Source organism: Streptomyces sp. M-16 (genome assembly GCF_052114405.1).
In the GTDB taxonomy this organism is placed as follows: domain Bacteria; phylum Actinomycetota; class Actinomycetes; order Streptomycetales; family Streptomycetaceae; genus Streptomyces.
Genome location: NZ_JBFRER010000003.1, coordinates 59263 through 79633 on the forward strand (window position 1 = coordinate 59263; position 20371 = coordinate 79633).

Consider the following 20371-nt stretch of genomic DNA (forward strand, 5'->3'; position numbering starts at 1 on the left):
CCCCGGTCCGGTTCACCGACCGGATTCATGGTTGTTTTCCGGCCATTTCGACCCTACGGCGTGTCGCGCCGGTCGGCGCCCGCCGCGCACCGGCCGAGCGGGTGCGCCGGGCGGCCGTTCACAGGTCGAGCGTGACGGTCAGCCGCGTGTCGGCGTGCGAGTGGCTCGCGCGCACCTCGTACGTCCCGCCGATCCGCCGCCAGCCGCTCGCGGCCTCGTCCCAGATCTCGAAGGCGCGGGCGGGCAGCGGGATCTCCACCTCGACGCTCTCGCCGGGGCCCGCCCCGACCCCCGCGAAGGCGGCCAGCCAGCTGGCGGGGCGTTCCACGGCGTCGGCCACGGGCGCCAGGTAGATCTGGACCACCTCGCGGCCCGGCCGGCCTCCGGTGTTGGTCAGGCGGACCCGGACGCGGTGGGCGGTGGCCTCCAGGGACTCGTAGGCCCAGTCGGTGTAGCCGAGGCCGTGCCCGAAGGGGTAGGCGGGGGTCACGCCGTGCTTCTCGTACGCCCGGTAGCCGATGTCGAGTCCCTCGCGGTACTCCAGGCGCCCTTCGGAGGGGAGCACGTCGGTGACGGGTGCGCCGGCGAGGGTGGCGGGCCAGGTGGTGGGCAGGCGCCCGCCCGGCTCGGCGTGCCCGAGGAGGACGTCGGCCACCGCGGCCCCGCCCTCCTGTCCGGGGAACCAGGTCAGCAGGACGGCGGCGACGTCCTCGCGCCACGGGAGTTCCACCGGGGAACCGGCGTTGACGACGACCACGGTGTTCGGGTTCGCGGCGGCCACGGCCCGCACGAGGTCGTCCTGACGGCCCGGCAGGACGAGGTCCCGGCGGTCGAACCCCTCGGACTCCACGCGTTCGGTGGTGGCGACGACCACGACTGCGGTGTCGGCGGCCCGGGCCGCCGAGACGGCCTCGGCGATCAGCTCGTCGGCGTCGCGCCGGGGGCCGAGGTGGAGCAGGGAGAACATGACGGCCTTGAGCGGCATCGCGCTCATGTCGGGGACCCGGTAGGTGAGCGAGACCTCGACGGGCTCTCCTTCGACGAGGGTCAGGCGGGCGCGTTCGCTGGGGGCGCCGAAGAACGCCTCGAAGGGGTCTGCCTCGTCGCCCAGCTCCTGGACCCCCTCCCACAGGACCCGTCCGCCGACGGTGAGGCCGAAGGCGCCCAGCCCCCGGGTGCCGAAGGCGTGCTCGCCGCTCTCGCGCGGCACGAAGGTGCCGGTGACCTCGATGCTCGCCAACGTCTCGTACGAGGCGTCGCCGGGCAGGTCCTCGCCGATCCACTGGACCTGGCCGCTGGGCAGGCGGCCCTCGCCCAGGACGGCCCCGGAGGTGTCCCGGCAGACGGCGCGCAGCGTGAAGCCCTGGTCGGCGGGGACGAGCTCCTCGCTCGGGTCGGCGCCGACGGTGTAGGTCAGCGCTCCGTCGGGGAGCGCGGCCGTGAGCCCGTCGAGCGGGGAGAGCACCCGCTCCGGGAAGACGGTGGCGGACCCGCCGCCGAGGACGCGGGCGTCGCGGGCGGCGGCGCCGCTGAGGGCGACGGTGCGGCCCGCACCCGCGTCGAGCGGCAGGGCGCCGGCTTCGTTGCGTACGAGGACGAACCCGCGCACGGCCAGCTCGCGGGCCAGGGCCTGCCCGTCGAGGGGGGCCGGCGGCTCGGCGACCACGGCGGGGGCGCCCTCCAGGAGGCCGACGCGGGCGGCGAGGCGCAGCACGTTGCGCACGGCCGCGTCGACGGCGGACTCGGGGACCTCTCCCGCCCGGACGGCGGCGGCGAGGGCGGGGCCGTAGACGGTCTGCGGGCCGGGCATGGCCACGTCCATTCCGCCGAGGATGCCCCCGGTGGTGGAGCGGGCGGCCGTCCAGTCCGAGACGTTGCAGCCGTCGAAGCCCCACTGGGCCCGCAGGACCTCGTTCACCAGGTACCGGTGCTCGGTCATGGTGGTGCCGTTGACCCGGTTGTAGGCGGTCATGATGCCCCAGGGGTGGGCGTTGGTCACGATCGCCTCGAAGGGCGCCAGGTACAGCTCGCGCAGCGGGCGCGGGGCGATGACGCAATCGACGGTGAAGCGTTCCGTCTCGGCGTCGTTGCCGACGAAGTGCTTGACGGTGGTGCCGACGCCGCCGTCCTGGACGCCGTTGACGTAGCCGCTGCCGATGGCGCCGGTCAGGCAGGGGTCCTCGGAGTAGCACTCGAAGTGGCGTCCGCCGAGCGGGGAGCGGTGCAGGTTGACGGTGGGGGCCAGCAGGACGTGGACGCCCTTGCGGCGGGCCTCCTGGGCGAGGAGCCGGCCGGCCCGGCGGGCGAGGGAGGGGTCCCAGGCGGCGGCGAGCACGGTCGGGGAGGGCAGGGCGACGGACGGGTCGTCCGCGGTCCAGCGCACGCCCCGCACGCCGACGGGCCCGTCGGACATGACCAGGGAGCGGAGCCCGATCTCGGGAACGGCGGGCAGGGACCACATGTCCTGGCCGGCCAGGAGGCGGGTCTTGGTGTCGAGATCCAGCTTGCCCAGCGCCGTTTCCACGGCGTCTTCGCGGGTGCGGTCGCGGGCTTGATCGGCATCGGTCACGGCCGTGCCTCCTCGTGAGTGCGGTGTGGTGCCCCCATCGTGGACCTCCACCCTGTAGACCGGTAGGGTTTGTAATCTTTTCGTGACATCCCTATGTCGTACGGTCCTTCTTGTGGGTACGAACGGAAGGGGTGCCGGGCGATGGCCAGGGCGAAGAGCGAGGAGCGGCGCGGCGAGATCATCCGCGCGGCGGTCGAGGTGATCGCGGAGCGCGGCTACCGGGGGGCCTCCCTGGGCTCCGTCGCCGAACGCGTGGGCCTCACCCAGCAGGGGCTGCTGCACTACTTCCCCACCAAGGAGGCCCTGCTCGTGGCCGTCCTGGAGGAGCGCGACCGCTGGGACACGGGCGGCGGCTCGCGCGCCGCCGCGGACACCTGGCGCCTGGACCTGCTGGCCTCGCTGGTGGAGTACAACGCCATGCGGCCCGGCATCGTGCAGACCTTCTCGGCGCTGCTCGGCGAGAGCGTCACCGACGGCCACCCGGCCCGGGAGTTCTTCACCGAGCGCTACGCCCAGGTGCGCGGGGAGATGACCGCCGTGCTGCGCGCCGAGTTCGGCGAGCGCCTCCCCTCGGGCCTCACCCCGGAAGAGGCCGCTCCGCTGCTGACGGCGGTGATGGACGGTCTCCAGTACCAGTGGCTGCTCGCCCCGGAATCGGTGGACATGCCCGGTGCGTTCCGCTCCTTCCTCACCCTCCTGCGCGGCCCCGCCGTCTAGCCCGCACGGCCCGCCGGGCATCCTGTCCCCCGACACCGGCCGGGGGAACTGGGGGGACACGCCGTGGGGTTGGAGAAGCGGGAGCAGGAGCGGGAGCGGGAGCAGCGGGGGGAGGGCGCCGAGGACGGGCCGCCGGAGAAGAAGGTGGCCTGGTCGGAGCTGTTCTTCGACCTGGTGCTGGTGTTCGCGGTGACCCAGGTCTCCGCACTGCTCCACCACGACCACGGCTGGGCCGGCACCGGCCGGGCCCTGATCGTCTTCGTGCCCGTCTACTGGGTGTGGGTCGGCAACACCGTCCACGCCAACACCCACGACGCGGAGCGGCCGGTGAACCGGCTCGGTCTGTTCACCGCCGGCCTGTGCGGCCTGATGATGGCCCTGGCCCTGCCCGGCGCCTTCGGGGACCGCGGAGCGCTCTTCGCCGGTGCCTACTTCTGCGCCCGCGTGGTCCTCGCCGCCCTGGCGCACGGCCCCTCCCGACGGCTGACCCCGACCCCGGTGACCCTGTCGGTGCTGATCAGCGGTCCGCTGCTGCTGGCCGGGGCCTTCCTCGACGGCGGGACCCGGACCTGGCTGTGGGCACTGGCCGCGGCCGTGGACCTGGCCGCGCCCCGGCTGACCCGCCGGGCCATGGTCCGGCTGGCGTTCGAGTCGGGGCACCTCGCCGAACGGTTCGGGCTGTTCGTGATGATCGCCCTGGGCGAGTCGATCGTGGCCGTCGGGGCACCGGTGGCCACCTCCCCCGAGCTGGGCGCGGGTTCCCTGACCGCCGTCGCGGTGGCCTTCACCCTGGTCTGCGGACTGTGGTGGGTGTACTTCCACCTGGCCGCGAGCGCCGTCCGCCACGGCCTGGAGACCGCCGCCGTACGGGCGGACGTGGCCCGGCAGGTCCTCTCGTACGGGCACCTCTCGCTGATCGCCTCGGTCATCGCGGTGGCCGTCGGCATGGCCGAGGCGGTGGCCCGCCCCGGCGAACGGCTCCCGCTGGGCGTCGCCGCCCTGCTGTACGGGGGCTGCGCGCTCTTCCTGGCCACCTTCGGGTACACCCGCTGGCACCTGTTCCGCTCCTGGTCACTGACCCGGCTGGGGGCCGCCGCGACCGTCCTGGCCGTGCTCCCGGTGGCGGCCCGGCTGCCCTCGCTGGGGGCACTGGCGCTGCTGTCCCTCCTGGTGACGGCCCTCAACCTGGCGGAACTGGCCCTCGTGCGCGCGAACGGCAGCCTCCCCGGCGGCCCGGCCCCCGAAGGGCAGCCCGCGGCGCCCGTTCGCTGACGGGCCGCGGGGCGGCCCTGACGGGCCTCCGGGACCGGGGGGGGCGGCCCGGCCCCGGAGCCGGCCGGACCGGCTGGCATCCTGAAGCACGTGAAGATCGCCGCCGCGCAGTTCTGCTGCGTCCCCGCCGATGTCCCCGCCAACGCCGCCGTGGCCGCCGAGCTGGCCGTGGCGGCCCGCGACGAGGGCGCCGGGCTGGTGGTCTTCCCGGAGTTCACGCTCACCGGGTACGAGCTGGAGGCGCTGGCCGGGGACCCGGGCCTGTGGCTGGACGGCCCCGACGACCCCCGCCTGGACGCACTGCGGTCGGCGCGGATCGCGACCGCCGTCAACGTCGCCCTGCGCACCGGGGGGCCGCGGCCCGCCATCGCGACCCTGGTGTACGACGCGGACGGCGCGCACGTGACGACGTACGCCAAACAGCACCTGTACCGTCACGAGCAGGGCGTCTTCGTCGCGGGCACGGCGGACGGGCGCTTCGAGCTCAGCGGGATCCGCTTCTCCCTCGGGATCTGCTTCGACAACCACTTCCCCGAACTGACCGGCCGCGCGGCCGCCGACGGCTGCCGGGTGCACCTGGCGAGCTCCCTGTACGGCACGGGCGACGGGATCGCCGAGCGGGCCGCCGTTTATCCGGGGATCGCGAGGGAGGCCGGCCTGTACACGGTCCTCGCCAACCACGTCGGCCGGGCGGGCCCCTGGACGGGCTGCGGCCGCTCGGCGGTGTGGGCCCCCGGCGGGGAACTGCTCGCCGAGGCCGGCGCCCACGCCCCGGGCTTGGTCACGGCCGAGGTCACCGCCGGCTGATCCCGGCTCGGGCGGAGTCCGGGATCAGGTGCTTGGCACCCCACTCGCCCAGCGACTCCAGCGCCGTGTTCAGGTCCTGGCCGAGGGGGGTCAGGGAGTACTCCACGCGCGGCGGGACCTCGTCGTGGACCTCGCGGTGGACGATGCCGTCCTCCTCCAGTTCGCGCAGCTGCGCGGCGAGCACCTTCTCCGACACCCCGGGGACCAGCCTGCGCAGCTCGCCGAAGCGGCGGCGCGGGGAACGCTCCAACTCCCACAGGACGGAGACCTTCCACTTCCCGTCGATCACGGACATCGCCGCCGCGATTCCGCAGTGATCCGCCCCGGGCCTTCGTGCCACCGCCATCGCGCACCCCTCCCACCTGTTCGCTCACCTCGGGGTAACCACCCACCTCGAAGTGCGTACTTGAGCGCTTCGCCGCCCGCCACCAGGCTAAACGGCATGACCGACATGCATGTGACGAAGCGTCCGCTCACCCTTCTCGGACTCGGCGGCATGGGCACCGCCCTGGCCCGCACCTGGCTCGCCGCCGGGCACCCCCTGACCGTCTGGAACCGCACCGCCGCCAAGGCCAGGGCCCTGGCCGCCCGCGGCGCCCGGGTCGCCGCGGACCCCGCCGGGGCCGTGGCCGCGAACGGCCTCGTCGTCCTCTGCCTGCTGGACGACGCGAGCATCGCAGCGGTGCTGGACGGGGTCGACCTGACCGGCAAGGACCTGGTCAACCTCACCACCGGCACCCCCGCCGAGGGCCGGGCCCGGGCCGCCTGGGCCCGGGAGCGCGGCGCCCGCTTCGTGGACGCCGGGATCATGGGCACCCCGACGATGATCGACACCCCCGGATCCGGCGCCTACGTCTTCTACAGCGGCTCCCGCGCCCTCTTCGAAGCCCACCGGGAGGTTCTGGAGGTCCCGGCCGGCGCCCGCTTCGTCGGCGAGGACCCCGGCCACGCGGCCCTGCACGACGTGGCGCTGCTCAGCGCGATGACGGGACTGTTCGCGGGGATCTCGCACGCCTACGCGCTGATCGAGGGCGAGGACATCGCGCCGGCGGCCCTGTCCCCGCTGCTGTCCGAGTGGCTGGGCGCCATGGGCTTCTTCGTCGGGAACGCCGCCGAGCGGCTGACCTCGCGGGACTTCACCTCCGGGGTGGTGTCCAACCTGGCCATGCAGGTCGCGGCCGGCGGCACCCTCCTGCGCACGGCCGAGGGCCAGGGAGTCAGCACCGAGCTGATCTCCCCGTACCTGGACCTGATGCGGGAGCGGCTGGAGGCCGACCCGGTCCGTCACGGCGCGGAGGACACCGTCGGGGCGATCACCCTGCTGCGGCGCGGCGTCGCGTAGGGCGCGTCCCCGGCCGGGGGCGGTCCTACGGGTACGAGGGCGGAGGCGGCCCGAAACCGGGGGCCGGGGGCTGGGGGTGTGCGGGGGTCTGGGGATAGGCCTGGGGCTGGGGGTACGCCTGAGGCTGGGGATACGCCTGCGGGTACGCCTGGGGCTGCGGGTACGCCTGCGCCTGCGGGTATCCCGGGGCCTGCGCCGGAGCCGGGGTCCAGGCGGGCGCGGGGGCCTGCCCACGGCCCTGGGCCCAGCCGTCGCCGCCCGCGCGCCCCGGGGCCTGCGCGGTGTGGGGCTCCCCCTCGCGCTCGCCGGCCGGCTCCCCTTCCCGCTCCCCGTCCTCGCCGGTCAGCTCGCGCGCCATCAGGGTCGCCCCCGCCACGGCACCCGGCATCAGGAAGACCGCGACCAGCGGGATCAGGAACACCAGCACCAGCGGCACCCCGAAGCCGAGCGCCAGCGCACGCCGTCCACGCAGCAGGGCCAGCTGCTCGTCGAGGTCGACGCGGCGCCGCTGGAAGGCGACGGAGGTGAGTTCCTGGGTGAGGAAGAACCCGGAGACGAGGAAGCCGATCACCGGGACGACGGTCTGGCCGACGACCGGGATGAGGCCGAGGGCGAACAGCAGGATCCCGTAGAGCAGCACGCGCACCAGCAGCCGCAGGCTGTCCCGGGCGGAGATCCCCAGGTCCTCCCAGAACGAGCGCCCCGACTCGGGGACCTCGCCGCCCTCGGTGCGGTCGACCTGCTCGGAGAGGGACTCGTAGAAGGGCTGGCCGACGAGCAGGGTCACGGCGGTGAAGGTGATCACCGTGAGGAACAGCCCGAGGGAGATGACCAGCGCGGTCAGGAAGCCGCGGAAGAGGCCGAGCCAGGGCGAGGACCAGTCCGAGGCGAAGGGCGTGGCCCAGGCGGTGAAGTCGTCGGCGCCGTAGAAGAGCCCGGTCAGGGCCGCGGCGTAGAGCAGCAGCGAGACCAGGCCCGGCAGCAGGCCGAAGCCCAGCCATCGGCCGTTCCGGAACACCCATCCCTGTCCGGCAAGCAAGTACCGGAATCCCCCCGCAAGATCACGCATGGAGGCAGTTTAAACGGCGGAGGCCGCACCCCCGAGAGGGTGCGGCCTCCACTCGCGTTCCGTCAGGACACGGACGCGGCCTGCGGGTCAGGCGATGTTCAGCTCGACCGAGATGTTGCCGCGGGTCGCCTTGGAGTACGGGCAGATCTGGTGGGCCTTCTCGACCAGGTCCTTGGCGGTGGCGGCGTCGACGGTCGGGATCGAGGCCGTGATCTTGACGATGATGCCGAAGCCCTCGTCGTTCTTGCCGATGCCGACCTCGGCGGTCACGGTGGAGCCGGCGACGTCGACGTTCTCGTTGCGGGCCGCGACGCTGAGGGCACCCTGGAAGCAGGCGCTGTAGCCGGCGGCGAACAGCTGCTCCGGGTTGGTGCCGGCGCCGCTGCCGCCGAGCTCCTTCGGCGGGTTCACGACGACGTCGAGCTGCCCGTCGTTGGTGGCGACGCGGCCGTCACGGCCGTTTTCGGCGGTGGCGACAGCGGTGTACGCGACGTCGGACTGCGTGATGGACATGAAGTGGATCCTCCAGATGAATCGCCGCGATGCGCGCCCACGATCGCGACGGTGTGGAGTGAGCCTAACCGGTGAAAGAAACGATCATCTTTCCGGTGTTCTCTCCGCGCAGCATTCCGAGGAAGGCGTCGGCGGCGTTCTCGACGCCCTCGACGACCGTCTCGTCGTAGCGCAGCTCGCCGGAGGCCAGCCATCCGGCGACGTCCTTGACGAACTGCTGCTGGAGCCCGTAGTGGTCGCCGACCAGGATGCCCTGGAGGCGCAGGCGCTTGCCGATGACGGCCATGAGGTTGCGCGGGCCGGGGGCGGGCTCGGTGTCGTTGTAGCCCGCGATGGCCCCGCACAGGGTGGCGCGGCCGTGCACGTTCAGGGCGGAGATGGCGGCTTCCAGGTGGTCCCCGCCGACGTTGTCGAAGTAGACGTCGATGCCCTCGGGCGCGGCGGCCCGCAGCTGCTCGGCGACGGGGCCGTTCTTGTAGTTGAAGGCGGCGTCGAAGCCGTACTTCTCCGTGAGCAGCGTCACCTTCTCGTCCGAGCCGGCGGAGCCGATCACCCGGGAGGCGCCCTTGATCTTCGCGAACTGGCCGACGAGGCTGCCGACGGCACCCGCCGCGCCCGAGACGAAGACGGCGTCGCCCTCCTTGAAGGAGGCCACCTCGAAGAGGCCGGCGTAGGCGGTCAGGCCCGGCATGCCGAGGACGCCGAGGTAGGCGGAGAGCGGGGCGAGGGAGGCGTCGACCTTGACGGCGTGCTGCGCGTCGAGGTCGGCGTACTCGCGCCAGCCCAGGCTGTGCAGGACGTGGTCGCCGACCGCGAAGCCCTCGGCGGCGGAGGCGACGACCTCGCCGACCGCACCGCCCTGCATCGGCTCGTCGAGCTCGAAGGGGGGGATGTAGGACTTGGCGTCGTTCATCCGGCCGCGCATGTAGGGGTCCACGGACATGTGGAGGTTGCGGACCAGGATCCGGCCGGGGGCGGGCTCGGCGGAGACGGGCGCCTCGCGCAGGGCGAAGTCCTCGGCGACCGGCCACCCCTGCGGACGGCGGACGAGGTGCCACTCGCGGCTGACGGCGGGGATCTGAGACATGCGGAACTCCTGGGGGAAGCTGTGCTGGGCGAAGGAATACTTCACAACGTGAAACAACCATGCTCCTGGATATTTCATGTTGTCAAGTAAATGGGTACGCTGGATCCATGCCCAGTCGTCGCGCAGACCCAGTGACCGTCGAGGTCGTCGAGCTCATCGGCGATGTCGTGGCCCGCTACCACACGGAATACGAGGACGCGGCCGCCAGCCACCAGCTCACCGGCGCCCAGGCCAGGGTGCTGACGCTGCTGTCCCTGGAGCCGCTCCCCATGCGCCGCATCGCACAGAAGCTGCGCTGCGAGCCCTCGAACGTGACCGGCATCGTCGACCGGCTGGAGACCCGCGGCCTGGTCGAACGCCGCCCGGACCCGGCCGACCGCCGGGTGAAGCTGGCCGCCCCCACCGATGAGGGGCTCCAGACCGCGGAGCGGCTGCGCGAGTCGCTGGACTTCGCGCGCGAGCCGCTCGCCGGGCTCTCCGTCGAGGAGCGCACGGCCCTGCGGGACCTGCTCCGGCGGATGCTGGCCTAGCGGACCCCGGCACCCGCGGGCACCGGCCCGCGCCCCGCAGTCCTCGTCAGGGCAGGGCGCGTCAGGGCAGTCCTCGTCAGGACAGGCCGCGTCAGGGCAGTCCTCATCAGAACAGGCCGCGTCAGGACAGGCCGCGTCAGGACAGCCGCGTCAGGACAGCCTGTCAGGAGCAGCCGAAGAACCAGAACACGCAGGTCTTGGTCGGCTTCGGCGTGGGCGTCGGCGCGGGGGTCGTCGCGGACGGCTTCGGGGGCTTCCCGGGCGGCTTCGCCGTGCCGGTGGCACCGGGCCCGGGCCGGCCCGACGTCGACGGCCGTACGGACGCCCCGTCGCCGGGAGCACCCTGCGACGGCCCCGCCGTCCCGGTGGCGGAGGCGCTCACTCCCGCCGACGGCTGCGCGGACCCGCTCGGCCCACCCCCGGCCCCGGCCGGCTTCGCCGCCCCCGCGGCGGCCTTCGCCGAAGGCAGGGCCGACGGCGCGGCGGGCCCGCCCCCCAGGCTGGGCAGCGGCTCCGGATCCTTCGGGCCGTCGTCCGTCAGCACCACCTCGGCCGCCCGGTCGACGCCCTCGTCGCCCGTCACGATCCGGGCCACCGCCATCGAGCCCCCGGTCGCCAACAGCAGCCCGAGGCCGACCGTCAGCACGGTCCGGCGGCGTCTGCGCTGGGTGACGGCCCTGCGGCGGGTGCCCGCGCGCCCCTCGTTCGGCGTCGAGAGCACCACGAGGGAGTCGGCGAACACCTCCGCCAGGGCGGGCTGCGGGACCGGCGGCACCGCGGGGCCGGGCGGCGGGGCGACCGTCAGGTACTCGGCCGGAGTTCCGCACCCGGCGCAGGCGAGCGCGCCGTTGAGGTGTCTGTGGCAGGCGGGGCAGTAGTTCATGGCGCCCGCAGGCTACGCCGCTCTCGGCAACAACGGCATTCCGGGAACGTAAGGATCCTGTGTGGAATCGTTGCCTCCATGACCGCGACCCCGGGCTCCTTCGGTCCCGCCGCCTTCCAGCTGGTACTGCTGCGGCGGATGGCGGACTTCCAGCCGGACCTGGCCGAGGAGGCCCGGCTGCGCCTCGGCGCCACGCTCGCCGAACAGCGGGAGGCCAACCGGCGCTGGCAGGCGATGGTCCGCTCGCCACGCTCCCGCGGGGCCCTGGCCCGCTACCGGTCGGTGCTGGGACCGCCGGAGTCCGCCGAGCGGCGCCGGATCGGGGACCTGGAGTGCGAGGCGCTGCTGTGGCCGGTGCCGCTCTGGCCGGGGCTGCGCTTCGAGGTGCTGGCCGCGCCGGACGGGGCGGTGTGGAACGAGTGGCTGGTCCGGGCCCCGGGCGCACCGGGGCCCGCCCTCACGGCGGCCGAGGACCTGCGGCCCTGGTCGGCGACGGTGGACGAGGTGGCGCGGGCCTTCCCCCCGGCACGGCCGATGGAGGGCACCGCGCCGACCCGCTGGCGCCTGGCGTTCGCCGCGTCCGGGCGGCCGCTGGTCGCGGAGTTCACGTACGGCCTGCTCCAGCGGGTACAGCCCGGAGACGCGGCACGGCCCGAAGGACCGGCCGCCTGACCGGACCCGGCCGGCCTGCCGGAGGGCCGCAGGACCGCGGGACCGGGGCCGCAGGGCCGCGGGACCGGGGCCGCAGGGCCGCGGGACCGGGGCGCCTAGGAGGCGAGGAAGGCCCGGACACCGGCCGAGGTGGCCTCGTCGCCGAGCAGGTCGTTGTGCTTCAGGCAGCCGACCGGCGTGTTGAGGGCCCCGGCGAGCGGGACACTGTCGTCCGGATTGACCACCTCGTCGCACGCCGACCAGAACGTCGCGTACTTCACCGCGCCCGGGGTCTCGTCCCCCGAGGCCAGGTTCCTCACCACGTACGACCCGGGGGTCATGTCCCGGCACGCCTGGTCCCACAGGGCGCACGCCCAGGCGGTGGAGGTGCCGTGGTTGGGGCCGGCCAGGGAGACCCAGTGGTCCACGGCCGCGGCTCCGCCCCCGAATTTGACGTACCAGCGGCTGACGAGCGATCCGAAGGAGTGGCCGACGATGTCCACCCGGGCGGCGCCGGTCTGCCGGCGGACCTGGTCGACGTAGGCGGCGAGCCGTCCGGAGAGCACCTCGTTGACCGACTGGCGGGTGTCGTAACCCCAGGAGAAGAGCTCCGAGTCCGCGTACCCGTCGGCACGCAGGTCCTCGCGCAGGGCGCCCCAGACGCCCGGGTCGGCGTTGTAGCCGTGGACGAAGACCACCGGAACGCGCGGCGCGGCCCGGACGGCCGGGGCGTCCTGCGCGTGGGCCGGGACGGGCGCGAAGAGGGCGAGACAGAGGGCCGGGAGGGCCAGGATCGCCTGGCGGGTCGTCAGCATCGGGTCCCCTTTACCTTGTTACGCGCCGGTAGCGCGGGCGGTGCGCGCATGGTGGTGCCTGTCGGTACAGAAATCCACCCCCGTGCAGCACCCCGGGACACACGCGCCCCACCCCACCCGGAGCATTTCAACGGGCGGGTTGACCCATTTACCCGAGAAGATATGAATTGCGACCGGCAATCGCCGGTCTTCTTGCGTCAGCGCACTCGGGAGGATCTGCCGTGACCGTCAGTCTTGAGCAGTTGCGCCGCTGCCACGTCGCCGTCGACCTGGGGGCCGCCAGGACCCGCGTCTACGTCAAGGGAGCCGGACTGGTCGTCGACGAGCCCAGCGTCGCCGCGGTGAACACGCGGACCGGCGCGCTCATCGCCGTCGGCTCCTTCGCCGAGCGGATGACGGGCCGCACGCCCGACTACATCCGGGTCGTACGGCCCGTCTCCGGCGGCACCGTGGTCGACATCGAGATGGCCCAGCGGATGCTGCGTCACCTCCTCGGCGAGAAGCTGCGGCGCGCCCTGCGCCGCAAGCCCCGGCTGCGGGCCGCCGCCTGCACCCCGCACGACGCCGACCCGCTCGCCCAGCGGGCGACCGTCGAGACCCTCGTCGGACTCGGCGCCCGCCGCGTCGAACTGGTCGACACCCTGATCGCGGCGGCCGTCGGCTGCGGCCTGCCCGTGGAGCAGCCGACCGCGACGATGATCATGGTGTGCGGGGCGGCGGCCACCCAGGTGGCGGTCCTCTCCCTCGGCTCGATCGTCACCGCCGAGCGGATCCCCGTCGGCGGCGAGGCCATCGACCACGCCGTGGTCCAGCACCTGCGGCACGCGCACGAGCTGATGCTGCCGAGCCAGGCGGTCCGCCCCCTGCAACTGGCCCTGCACGGCAACGGCATCACCGCCGAGGGCCCGGCCTCCACCCTCATCCACGGCCGCGACGTGGCCACCGGACTCGCCCGCTCCGTCCACGTGGACACTGCGGCCGTCCGGGACGCCATCCACACCCCCCTGACCGCCGTGCTGGACGGCATCGGCAAGATCCTCCGGGAGTGCCCGCCCGACCTGGTCGCGGACCTGACGGACCGGGGGATCATGATGGTGGGAGGCAGCGCCCTGCTGCCGGGCCTGGACCAGATGCTGCGGGACGCGACCGGAATGCCCGTGGCCATCGCGGAACGGCCCGACGTGTGCGCCGTGATGGGTCTCGGCGCGATGCTCGAAGGAAAGATCGCCCCCATGGTCCTCAACCCGCTGTCCGAATGACGCCGGACCCACAGAATCCGCAACCCCGGCCGGCCACGCCCCCGGCACCGGAAGAGCCACCGGAAGAGCCGTCCAGCCTGCCCGTGCTCCTGGAGGCGGTCCTCAACGTCGGCTCCGAGCTGGAGCTGCGGACCACCCTCCAGCACATCGTGGAGTCCGCCGCCGAACTGTGCGCGGCGCGGTACGGCGCGCTCGGGGTCGTCGACCCCGAGCGCGCCCGGCTGACCCAGCTGTTCACCGCCGGGATGAGCGAGGCCGAACGGGCCGCCATCGCCCGCCTGCCCGACGGGCGCGCCGGCGTGCTTGGCGCGCTCGTCGACGACCCGCGGCCGCTGATGCTGGACGACCTGACGAAGGACCCCCGCTCGGCGGGCTTCCCGGCCGGCCACCCGCCCATGCGCAGCTTCCTCGGCGTGCCCATCCGGGTGCACACCGAGGTGTTCGGCAACCTCTACCTCACCGAGAAGGCCGGCGGCGGCCCCTTCACCGAGGAGGACCTCGCGCTGGTCCGGGTCCTGGCCTCACAGGCGGGCATAGCGATCGGCAACGCCCGCCTCTACGAGACCGCCCGCCGCCGGGAGCGCTGGATCGAGGGCGCCGCGGCCGTGACCACCACCCTGCTGGCGGGGCGTCCCGCGGCCGACGCCCTGATGTGCGTGGCCGAACGCGCCCGGCTGCTCGCGGACGCCGCGGCCGGGGTGGTGCTCCAGCCGACCCCGGAGGGCGGCATGGAGATCGTCGCCGCCTCCACGCACGGGGACCCCGGCGACCTGGTCGGCACGGCCATCGCCCCCGGATCGGCGGTGCTGGAGCAGCTCCTGGGCGGGGAGCCGGTCTTCATCGAGGACTCCGCGACCGATCCCCGGATGACCACCCACGTACGGGAACGCTTCGGCCCCAGCATGATGCTGCCGCTCCAGAGCGGCGGCCAGCTGATCGGCACCCTCGCCCTGCCGCGGGCCCGGGGCGGGCCGGCGTACGACGCGGTGGACCGGCTGCTGGCCGCGCAGTTCGCCTCGCAGGCGGCGCTGGCCCTGGTCCTGGCCGACGCCCAGCACGACCGCGAACAGCTCGCGGTGTACGAGGACCGGGACCGGATCGCACGCGACCTCCACGACCTGGTGGTACAGCGGCTGTTCGCCACGGAGATGATGCTGGAGAGTACCCGGCGGCGCTCCTCGAACGCCCCGTCGGGGGACACGGTCGGGGAGGAACTGAGCCGGGCCGTGGACGAACTGGACTCCACCATCCAGGAGGTCCGCACGGCCATCTTCGCCCTCCAGCAACCCCCGAGCGACGCCCCCGCGACCTTCCGGGGCCGGGTCCTGCGCGAGACCGGCGGGGCGGCGGTGCCCCTGGGCTTCCAGCCGTCGGTGCACTTCACGGGGGCGGTGGACGCACTGGTCCCGGATCCGGTGGCGGGCGACCTGCTCTCCGCCCTGCGCGGCGCCCTGGCCGCGGCCCACCGGCGCTCGGGGGTCACCTCCATCCAGGTCCGGGTGGACGCGACCCGGACCCGGGTCCGCCTGACGGTCACGGACGACGGCCGTACGGAGGCAGGGGCGCGGGGGACGACGCTGCGGTGGGAGTCGGCGCTCTAGGAACGGCGGCTCCGCCGGTCGGCGGCGTCGTCCGCGGGGCCGCCCCGGAGCTGGCGCCAGTGCGTGCGGTACAGCACGAAGTAGAGGGCCACCACCAACGCGCACACCTGCATGCCGAGGCCGAGCATCAGGAAGGACCGCTCGCTCGCCACCAGCGTGTTCAGGTAGCCGAAGTTCATGCCGAAGAAGCCGGTCAGGAACGACAGCGGCAGGAAGATCACCGAGACGATGGCGAGTCGGTTGATCACGAGGTTCTGCCGGTCGGCGACGAGCGAGGCGTAGCTGTCGGCGGCCCGCCGGGTCTCCTCCCGCAGGGCCTCGATCTCCAGCACCACCAGCTGCACGGTGCTCTCGTGCTGGCGGTTCAGCGCCAGCCGCTCCTCCGGGATGTCGTGGTAGGCCATCCTGCGACGCGTGAGGAACTCCTGGGCGACCGCGGCGTAGGGGAGGAAGGCCCGGTGCAGCCGGGCCGAGCGGCGCCGCAGATCGGCCAGGCGCTGGACGTCCCTCGGCTCCCAGTGTTCGAACATCGCCTCCTCCACGTCCTCGACCTCCAGCAGGGCTTCGGAAGCGGCCCGGCGGAAGCCCTCCAGCGCACCGTGCAGGAAGAGGAACGCCGTGGTCACCGGGTCGGAGGGCGGGGTCTTCGGCAGCTGCTCGACGAAGTCGTCGATCAGAGCGACACGACCGTGGTGGACCGTGACGAGGAAGCCCTCGCTCGCGAGCAGGTGGATGCGGGTGACGCGGCCGTCGTCGATGACCGGTACGACGCACCCGGCGGTGCCCTCGTGGTAGGCGGCCCGCACGGGTTCGCGGGCCCTGCCGAACCATCCCCAGACCTCGTCGTCCAGCCCGAGCCCGACGGCGAGCGGCTGCTCGCCGGACGAGGGCTCCTCGCCCAGGTCGATGTCGACGATCACGAAGTCGGAGGCCGCGAGGCGCTCCCGGGCCCGGGACAGGTCCGTGCGCGTGACGACGCCCTCCGGCATCGACACCACCGTTACGATCATCGCCCCTCACCGAGGATGACAGTGCGCCGCCGGGCAGACGGGTACGCCCCGGCTCCCCTCTTCCTGTCCCCCCGCTCCGGTCACGGGCGCGGGACGCCCCGGCCCCCGAACGTCCGACGTCCACCGGCACGCTACCGCCCGACCCGGGCGGGGCCGCGGTCCTGGCCGCCGGGTCGCGGACATCCGGGCGACATCACCCGGCCGGGTGCCTCGTGGCGGCCCGCAGCGCGATCCGGGTACTGGACTGCGCCACCCCGGCCTCCCGCTTGAGCCGGCGCAGCAGCGCGTCGAGCGCGGCGGGATCCGCGGCCCGCGCCCGCACGAGGTAGTCGTACTCCCCCGTCACGTGCACCACCTCGGTGATCCCCGCGAGGGTGGCGACCCGCTGCTCGAACTCCTCGTTGGTCGTGTCCTGCCGCAGGACGAGATCGATGAAGACCACGAGCCCGCCCCGGGTGTCGGCGGCCGGATCCACGATGACGGTGAACCCGCGGATCACCCCGTCCCGCCGCATCCGGCGCACCCGGTCGGCGGTGGCGTTGGCACTGAGCCCGACGCGGACGCCGAGGTCGCGGTACGAGATCCGCGCATCCTGCTGCAGGATGCCGAGGATTTCCCTGTCGAGGCGGTCCATACCGCGATTCTCGCAGCCGGAGCCGATAAGGGCCGCCCACCGGGCGCCCCCGCCCCCCACCCTCCCCTCCATGAGCGAACTCTTCTCCCCCGCCCTGTCGGGCGCGGTCGCGGGCCTGGGCGTGGCGATGCCGATGGGCGCGATGAGCGTGCTGCTGCTCCAGGAGGCGATGCGCCACCGCCGCACGGCGGTGGCCGCGGCGGCGGGCATCGCGGCGGTCGACCTGGGCTACGCGGCCCTGGCCACCGCGGTGGGACCGTGGGTGGCCTCCCGGGTCTCCCCCGTCGAGGCCTGGATCCGCCTCGCCGCGGCCGCGGTCCTCCTGTCCATCGCCGTCCACGCCCTCCACCGTTCCGCCCGCCCCGCCCCCGCTACCCCTTCGGCCCCGCCGCCGCACGAGGCCCGGGACCCGGGCGCCGGGGCCGGGGCCGTCAGGGCGTTCGGCCGGTACGTCGGCCTCACCGCCGTCAACCCCACCACCGCCCTCTACTTCGCCGCCCTCACCACCGCCCAGGCATCCGCCCTCACCACCCCCGCCCCCGCCACCGCCTTCCTCGTCGGCGTCGCCGCCGCCTCCCTCCTGTGGCAGCAGACCCTCGTCGCCCTCGGCGCCTTCGCCGGCCGCAAGATCTCCCCCGCCGCCCGCGCCTGGACCTTCCGCCTCGGATACGGCCTCGTCGCGGCCTACGCCCTGAAGATCGCCTTCCCCCTGCCGGACCTGGCATGACCCCATAGGGTGAATCCGTGACGACGACCCGCCTCTCCGCCCGCGCCGCCATCGCCGCCCTCGCCGACCCCGGCAGCTTCACCGAACTCCCGGCGCCCCGGAGGGAGTCCGCCGACGACGGCCCCCTCGGCTGGACCGGCTACGACGCCTCGCGCGCCCGCGCCACGGCCCGTACCGGCGAGCAGGAGTCCGTCGTCACCGGCACCGCCCGCGTCGGGGGCCGCGAAGCCGCCCTGATCGCCTTCGAGTTCGGCTTCCTCGGCGGGTCGCTCGGCGAACGCACCGGGGACCGCCTCGAAGCCGCCTACGCCCACGCCCGCGCGCACCGCCTGCCCCTGGTGTCCCTGATCGCTACCGGCGGCTCCCGCATGCAGGAGGGCATGCTCGCGCTGACGCAACTCCAGCGCGTGGCCCGGCAGTGCGTGCTGACCCGCGCCGCCGGCCTCCCGCAGATCGCGGTGCTCCGCGACCCCACCACCGGCGGCGGCTGGGCCACCCTCGGTGCGGGGGCCGACGTGGTGCTCGCGCTGCCCGGGGCCCAGGTCGGCTTCGCCGGGTCCCGGGTGCGGCCGGCGGACGCCGATCCGGCGGCCTACACCGCCGAGGGGCAGTACGCCGCCGGGCACGTGGACGCCGTCGTGCCGCCCGGGGAGCTCCCGGCCGTCCTCGGGGACTGGCTGCGCGTACTGGCCGCGCCCCGCGCCACCGCGCCCGTCGAGCCCCCGGCCGCGCTGGCCGGCGTAGCGCCCCCGGAGACCGGCTGGGACGCCGTCCGGCAGGCCCGGCACCCGGACCGCCCGCGCGCGCAGGCTTACCTGGAGGCGTACTTCGAGCTGCGCCTGCCCCTGCGCGGGGACCGCTCCGGCGGGGCCGACCCCGGCATGCTGTGCGGGATCGGGCTGCGCGGGGGCCGGGCCGTCGCGTACGCGGCCCAGTGCGGCACCGCCACCCGCCCGGCGGGCTACCGTACGGCGGCCCGCGTGATCCGCCTCGCGGACCGGCTGGGGATCCCGGTGCTCACCCTGGTGGACACCCCGGGAGCGGCCAACGACGCCGCCGCCGAGCACGCGGGCGCCGGCCCGGCCATCGCCGACACCTTCGCGGCGCTCGCGGCGGCGACGGTCCCGGTGACCACCCTGCTCATCGGCGAGGGCGGCTCGGGAGGGGCGCTGGCCCTGGCCGCCCCGGGGAACACCTGGGTCACCCCCGACAGTTACTTCTCCGTCATCGCCCCGGAGCTGGCGGCGGCCATCCTCAAGCGCCCTTCCGCCGAGGCCCCCGCGACGGCGGACCAGCTCCGCATCCGCCCCCAGGACCTGGTCGCCCTGGGGGTGGCGCGGGGCGTGGTGGCCCCGGCGGCCGGCGTCTAGAAGCGGCGCGGCAGCTTCACGTCCACCCTGTACAGCCGGGTGATCTGCTGCGGGAACTCGTTGTCGTCGCTGGCCAGCAGCAGCGACCCGGGGCCCGGCCCCGGCCCGGCCCCGGCCGCTGCCCCGCCGCGGGCTCAGGCCTGCGGGGAGCGGGCGTCGTAGCGGGCGAAGGCGCGCCAGCGCGCGGCGAGCAGGCCCAGCACCAGCACGCAGCCCAGGCCCCCGCCGGTGATGGCGACGGCCGGAGAGGTCAGGTCGGCGACGGTTCCGGCGAGGAAGTCCCCGAGCCGGGGTCCGCCCGCGACGACCACGATGAACACGCCCTGGAGCCGGCCCCGCATCCCGTCCGGGGTCGCGGTCTGCATCATCGTGGAGCGGAACACCATCGAGATCGTGTCGGCACATCCGGCCAGTGCCAGGAACAGCAGCCCGAGCCACAGGTTCCGGGTCAGCCCGAAGACGGCGATGGCCAGCCCCCACCCGGCGACGGAGAGCAGGATCGCCAGGCCGTGCCGCCGGATCCGCCCCTGCCAGCCGGAGAACAGCCCGCCCAGCAGCGCCCCCACGGCGGGCGCGGCGACCAGCAGGCCGACCGTCTTGGCGTCACCGCCGTACCAGAGCACGGCGATGGCCGGGAACAGCGCCTTGGGCTGGGCCAGCACCATGGCGGCCAGGTCGGAGAAGAAGGTCATCCGGATGTTCGGCCGGGTCCCGAGGAAGCGCAGCCCGTCCAGGACCGAGGCCCGCCCCCGGCGCCCCTCCGGCAGCATCGACGGCAGCCGCCACATGGCGTAGAGGGCGGCGACGAAGGTCACCGCGTCGATCAGGTACGCCGCCTGGTACCCCCACCAGCCGACGATCAGCCCGCCCAGCACCGGCCCCGCCATGGTCCCGGTCGTCATGGTGACGGAGTTCAGCGCGTTGGCGGCGGGCAGCTGCTCCGGGGGCAGCAGCTTCGGGATCATGGCGGACCGGGCGGGCCCGTTCAGTGCTCCGCAGACCGCCTGGAGCGCGACGACGGTGTACAGCAGCCAGACCCGGTGGTAGCCGAGCAGCGCGGCGGCGGCCAGCCCGATCGACAGGACGGTGAGCCCCGAGGCGCTGTAGAGGCCGAGCTTGCGCCGGTCCACGGTGTCGGCGATGGCTCCGCCGTAGAGGCCGAAGGCGACGAGCGGGACGAGCGAGAAGAGGCCGACCAGTCCGACCGAGAAGCTGGACCCGGTGATCTCGTAGACCTGGAGCGAGATGGCCAGGGCGGTCATCGCCTGACCCATCCAGGAGATGGTGCCGCCGACCCACAGCCGCCGGTAGTGGGCGGAACTGCGCAGCGGCGTCAGGTCGGCGAATATGCGCCGCCGGGGGCGGGGCGGGGAGGCGGTACCGGTCACAGCGGATGATAACCACCGCCCCGTCGGGCGGTCCTGGAGTGCGGGTGGTCCTTCACACACCCGCAACGTCCTCCCCACCCGGATCCGCGGCCCCAGAACGGGGCCGTGCTTGCCGCTAACCCGCCAC

20 protein-coding genes are annotated in these 20371 nt (G+C 74.3%); 10 read left to right on the forward strand and 10 right to left on the reverse strand.

The genetic code is table 11. From position 1 onward, the window contains the following. Positions 1-118: 118 nt before the first annotated feature. Positions 119-2569 carry a beta-glucosidase gene (locus AB4039_RS02205; protein ID WP_442269849.1) on the reverse strand — a complete coding sequence of 817 codons (2451 nt, stop codon included), beginning with the start codon at positions 2567-2569 and terminating at the stop codon, positions 119-121. Positions 2570-2710: 141 nt separating this feature from the next. On the opposite strand from AB4039_RS02205, the gene AB4039_RS02210 reads away from it, so the two are divergent. The 3 genes from AB4039_RS02210 to AB4039_RS02220 all read left to right on the forward strand — a co-directional run bounded on the left by AB4039_RS02210 (position 2711) and on the right by AB4039_RS02220 (position 5365). Further along, the gene (locus AB4039_RS02210; RefSeq protein WP_442269850.1) at positions 2711-3286 is read left to right on the forward strand and encodes a TetR/AcrR family transcriptional regulator; all 576 of its coding nucleotides are present in this window, start codon (positions 2711-2713) and stop codon (positions 3284-3286) included. Positions 3287-3349: 63 nt separating this feature from the next. Beyond that, complete coding sequence (locus tag AB4039_RS02215) at positions 3350-4558, forward strand: low temperature requirement protein A (protein WP_442269851.1); 1209 nt, start codon at positions 3350-3352, stop codon at positions 4556-4558. A 90-nt stretch (positions 4559-4648) separates the two neighbouring features. After that, positions 4649-5365: a carbon-nitrogen hydrolase family protein gene (locus AB4039_RS02220; RefSeq protein WP_442269852.1), complete on the forward strand. Its 717-nt coding sequence runs from the start codon at positions 4649-4651 to the stop codon at positions 5363-5365. Here the strand turns inward: AB4039_RS02220 and AB4039_RS02225 are convergent. Further along, positions 5352-5660, reverse strand: coding sequence for a winged helix-turn-helix transcriptional regulator (locus AB4039_RS02225; RefSeq protein ID WP_266838865.1), 309 nt, complete (start codon positions 5658-5660; stop codon positions 5352-5354). The two genes, AB4039_RS02220 and AB4039_RS02225, sit on opposite strands and share 14 nt — an antisense overlap. Before the next feature lie 147 nt (positions 5661-5807). Between AB4039_RS02225 and AB4039_RS02230 the strand changes: the two genes are divergently transcribed. Continuing rightward, the gene (locus AB4039_RS02230) at positions 5808-6707 is read left to right on the forward strand and encodes an NAD(P)-binding domain-containing protein (protein WP_442269853.1); all 900 of its coding nucleotides are present in this window, start codon (positions 5808-5810) and stop codon (positions 6705-6707) included. Positions 6708-6732: 25 nt separating this feature from the next. On the opposite strand, the gene AB4039_RS02235 is transcribed toward AB4039_RS02230, so the two are convergent. The 3 genes from AB4039_RS02235 to AB4039_RS02245 form a co-directional block, all read right to left on the reverse strand. Next, entirely contained in the window at positions 6733-7776 is a 1044-nt protein-coding gene (locus AB4039_RS02235) for an EI24 domain-containing protein (protein WP_266838867.1), read from the reverse strand. Between the two features lie 87 nt (positions 7777-7863). Continuing rightward, positions 7864-8289 carry an organic hydroperoxide resistance protein gene (locus AB4039_RS02240; RefSeq protein WP_266838868.1) on the reverse strand — a complete coding sequence of 142 codons (426 nt, stop codon included), beginning with the start codon at positions 8287-8289 and terminating at the stop codon, positions 7864-7866. Between the two features lie 64 nt (positions 8290-8353). Beyond that, entirely contained in the window at positions 8354-9376 is a 1023-nt protein-coding gene (locus AB4039_RS02245; protein ID WP_442269854.1) for an NADP-dependent oxidoreductase, read from the reverse strand. 107 nt (positions 9377-9483) lie between these two features. Here AB4039_RS02245 and AB4039_RS02250 point away from each other — a divergent pair, with 107 nt between their 5' ends. Next, positions 9484-9906, forward strand: a complete 423-nt coding sequence (locus AB4039_RS02250; protein WP_442269855.1) for a MarR family winged helix-turn-helix transcriptional regulator — start codon at positions 9484-9486, stop codon at positions 9904-9906. A 163-nt stretch (positions 9907-10069) separates the two neighbouring features. On the opposite strand, the gene AB4039_RS02255 is transcribed toward AB4039_RS02250, so the two are convergent. Continuing rightward, positions 10070-10789: a hypothetical protein gene (locus AB4039_RS02255; protein ID WP_266838871.1), complete on the reverse strand. Its 720-nt coding sequence runs from the start codon at positions 10787-10789 to the stop codon at positions 10070-10072. Between the two features lie 78 nt (positions 10790-10867). Between AB4039_RS02255 and AB4039_RS02260 the strand changes: the two genes are divergently transcribed. Next, complete coding sequence (locus tag AB4039_RS02260) at positions 10868-11461, forward strand: hypothetical protein (protein ID WP_266838872.1); 594 nt, start codon at positions 10868-10870, stop codon at positions 11459-11461. A 95-nt stretch (positions 11462-11556) separates the two neighbouring features. Here the strand turns inward: AB4039_RS02260 and AB4039_RS02265 are convergent, their stop codons facing one another. Continuing rightward, entirely contained in the window at positions 11557-12255 is a 699-nt protein-coding gene (locus AB4039_RS02265; RefSeq protein WP_442269856.1) for an esterase/lipase family protein, read from the reverse strand. 221 nt (positions 12256-12476) lie between these two features. On the opposite strand from AB4039_RS02265, the gene AB4039_RS02270 reads away from it, so the two are divergent. Both AB4039_RS02270 and AB4039_RS02275 read left to right on the forward strand, forming a co-directional pair. Continuing rightward, complete coding sequence (locus tag AB4039_RS02270) at positions 12477-13514, forward strand: rod shape-determining protein (RefSeq protein ID WP_266838874.1); 1038 nt, start codon at positions 12477-12479, stop codon at positions 13512-13514. Further along, positions 13511-15115: a sensor histidine kinase gene (locus AB4039_RS02275; protein ID WP_442269857.1), complete on the forward strand. Its 1605-nt coding sequence runs from the start codon at positions 13511-13513 to the stop codon at positions 15113-15115. Before AB4039_RS02270 ends, AB4039_RS02275 begins: the two co-directional genes overlap by 4 nt. Here the strand turns inward: AB4039_RS02275 and AB4039_RS02280 are convergent. Together AB4039_RS02280 and AB4039_RS02285 are read right to left on the reverse strand one after the other, a co-directional pair. Then, complete coding sequence (locus AB4039_RS02280; protein WP_266838875.1) at positions 15112-16125, reverse strand: magnesium transporter CorA family protein; 1014 nt, start codon at positions 16123-16125, stop codon at positions 15112-15114. The two genes, AB4039_RS02275 and AB4039_RS02280, sit on opposite strands and share 4 nt — an antisense overlap. A 193-nt stretch (positions 16126-16318) precedes the next feature. Beyond that, positions 16319-16759 (reverse strand): Lrp/AsnC family transcriptional regulator, encoded by a 441-nt coding sequence (locus AB4039_RS02285; protein ID WP_371678652.1) that lies wholly within the window; start codon positions 16757-16759, stop codon positions 16319-16321. Positions 16760-16829: 70 nt separating this feature from the next. Between AB4039_RS02285 and AB4039_RS02290 the strand changes: the two genes are divergently transcribed. Continuing rightward, positions 16830-17486: a LysE family transporter gene (locus AB4039_RS02290; protein WP_266838877.1), complete on the forward strand. Its 657-nt coding sequence runs from the start codon at positions 16830-16832 to the stop codon at positions 17484-17486. Positions 17487-17503: 17 nt separating this feature from the next. Beyond that, positions 17504-18856, forward strand: a complete 1353-nt coding sequence (locus AB4039_RS02295) for a carboxyl transferase domain-containing protein (protein ID WP_442269858.1) — start codon at positions 17504-17506, stop codon at positions 18854-18856. Between the two features lie 134 nt (positions 18857-18990). Here the strand turns inward: AB4039_RS02295 and AB4039_RS02300 are convergent, their stop codons facing one another. After that, a complete protein-coding gene (locus AB4039_RS02300) occupies positions 18991-20244 on the reverse strand; it encodes an MFS transporter (RefSeq protein ID WP_266838879.1) in 1254 nt (417 codons plus the stop codon). Positions 20245-20371: the final 127 nt, after the last annotated feature.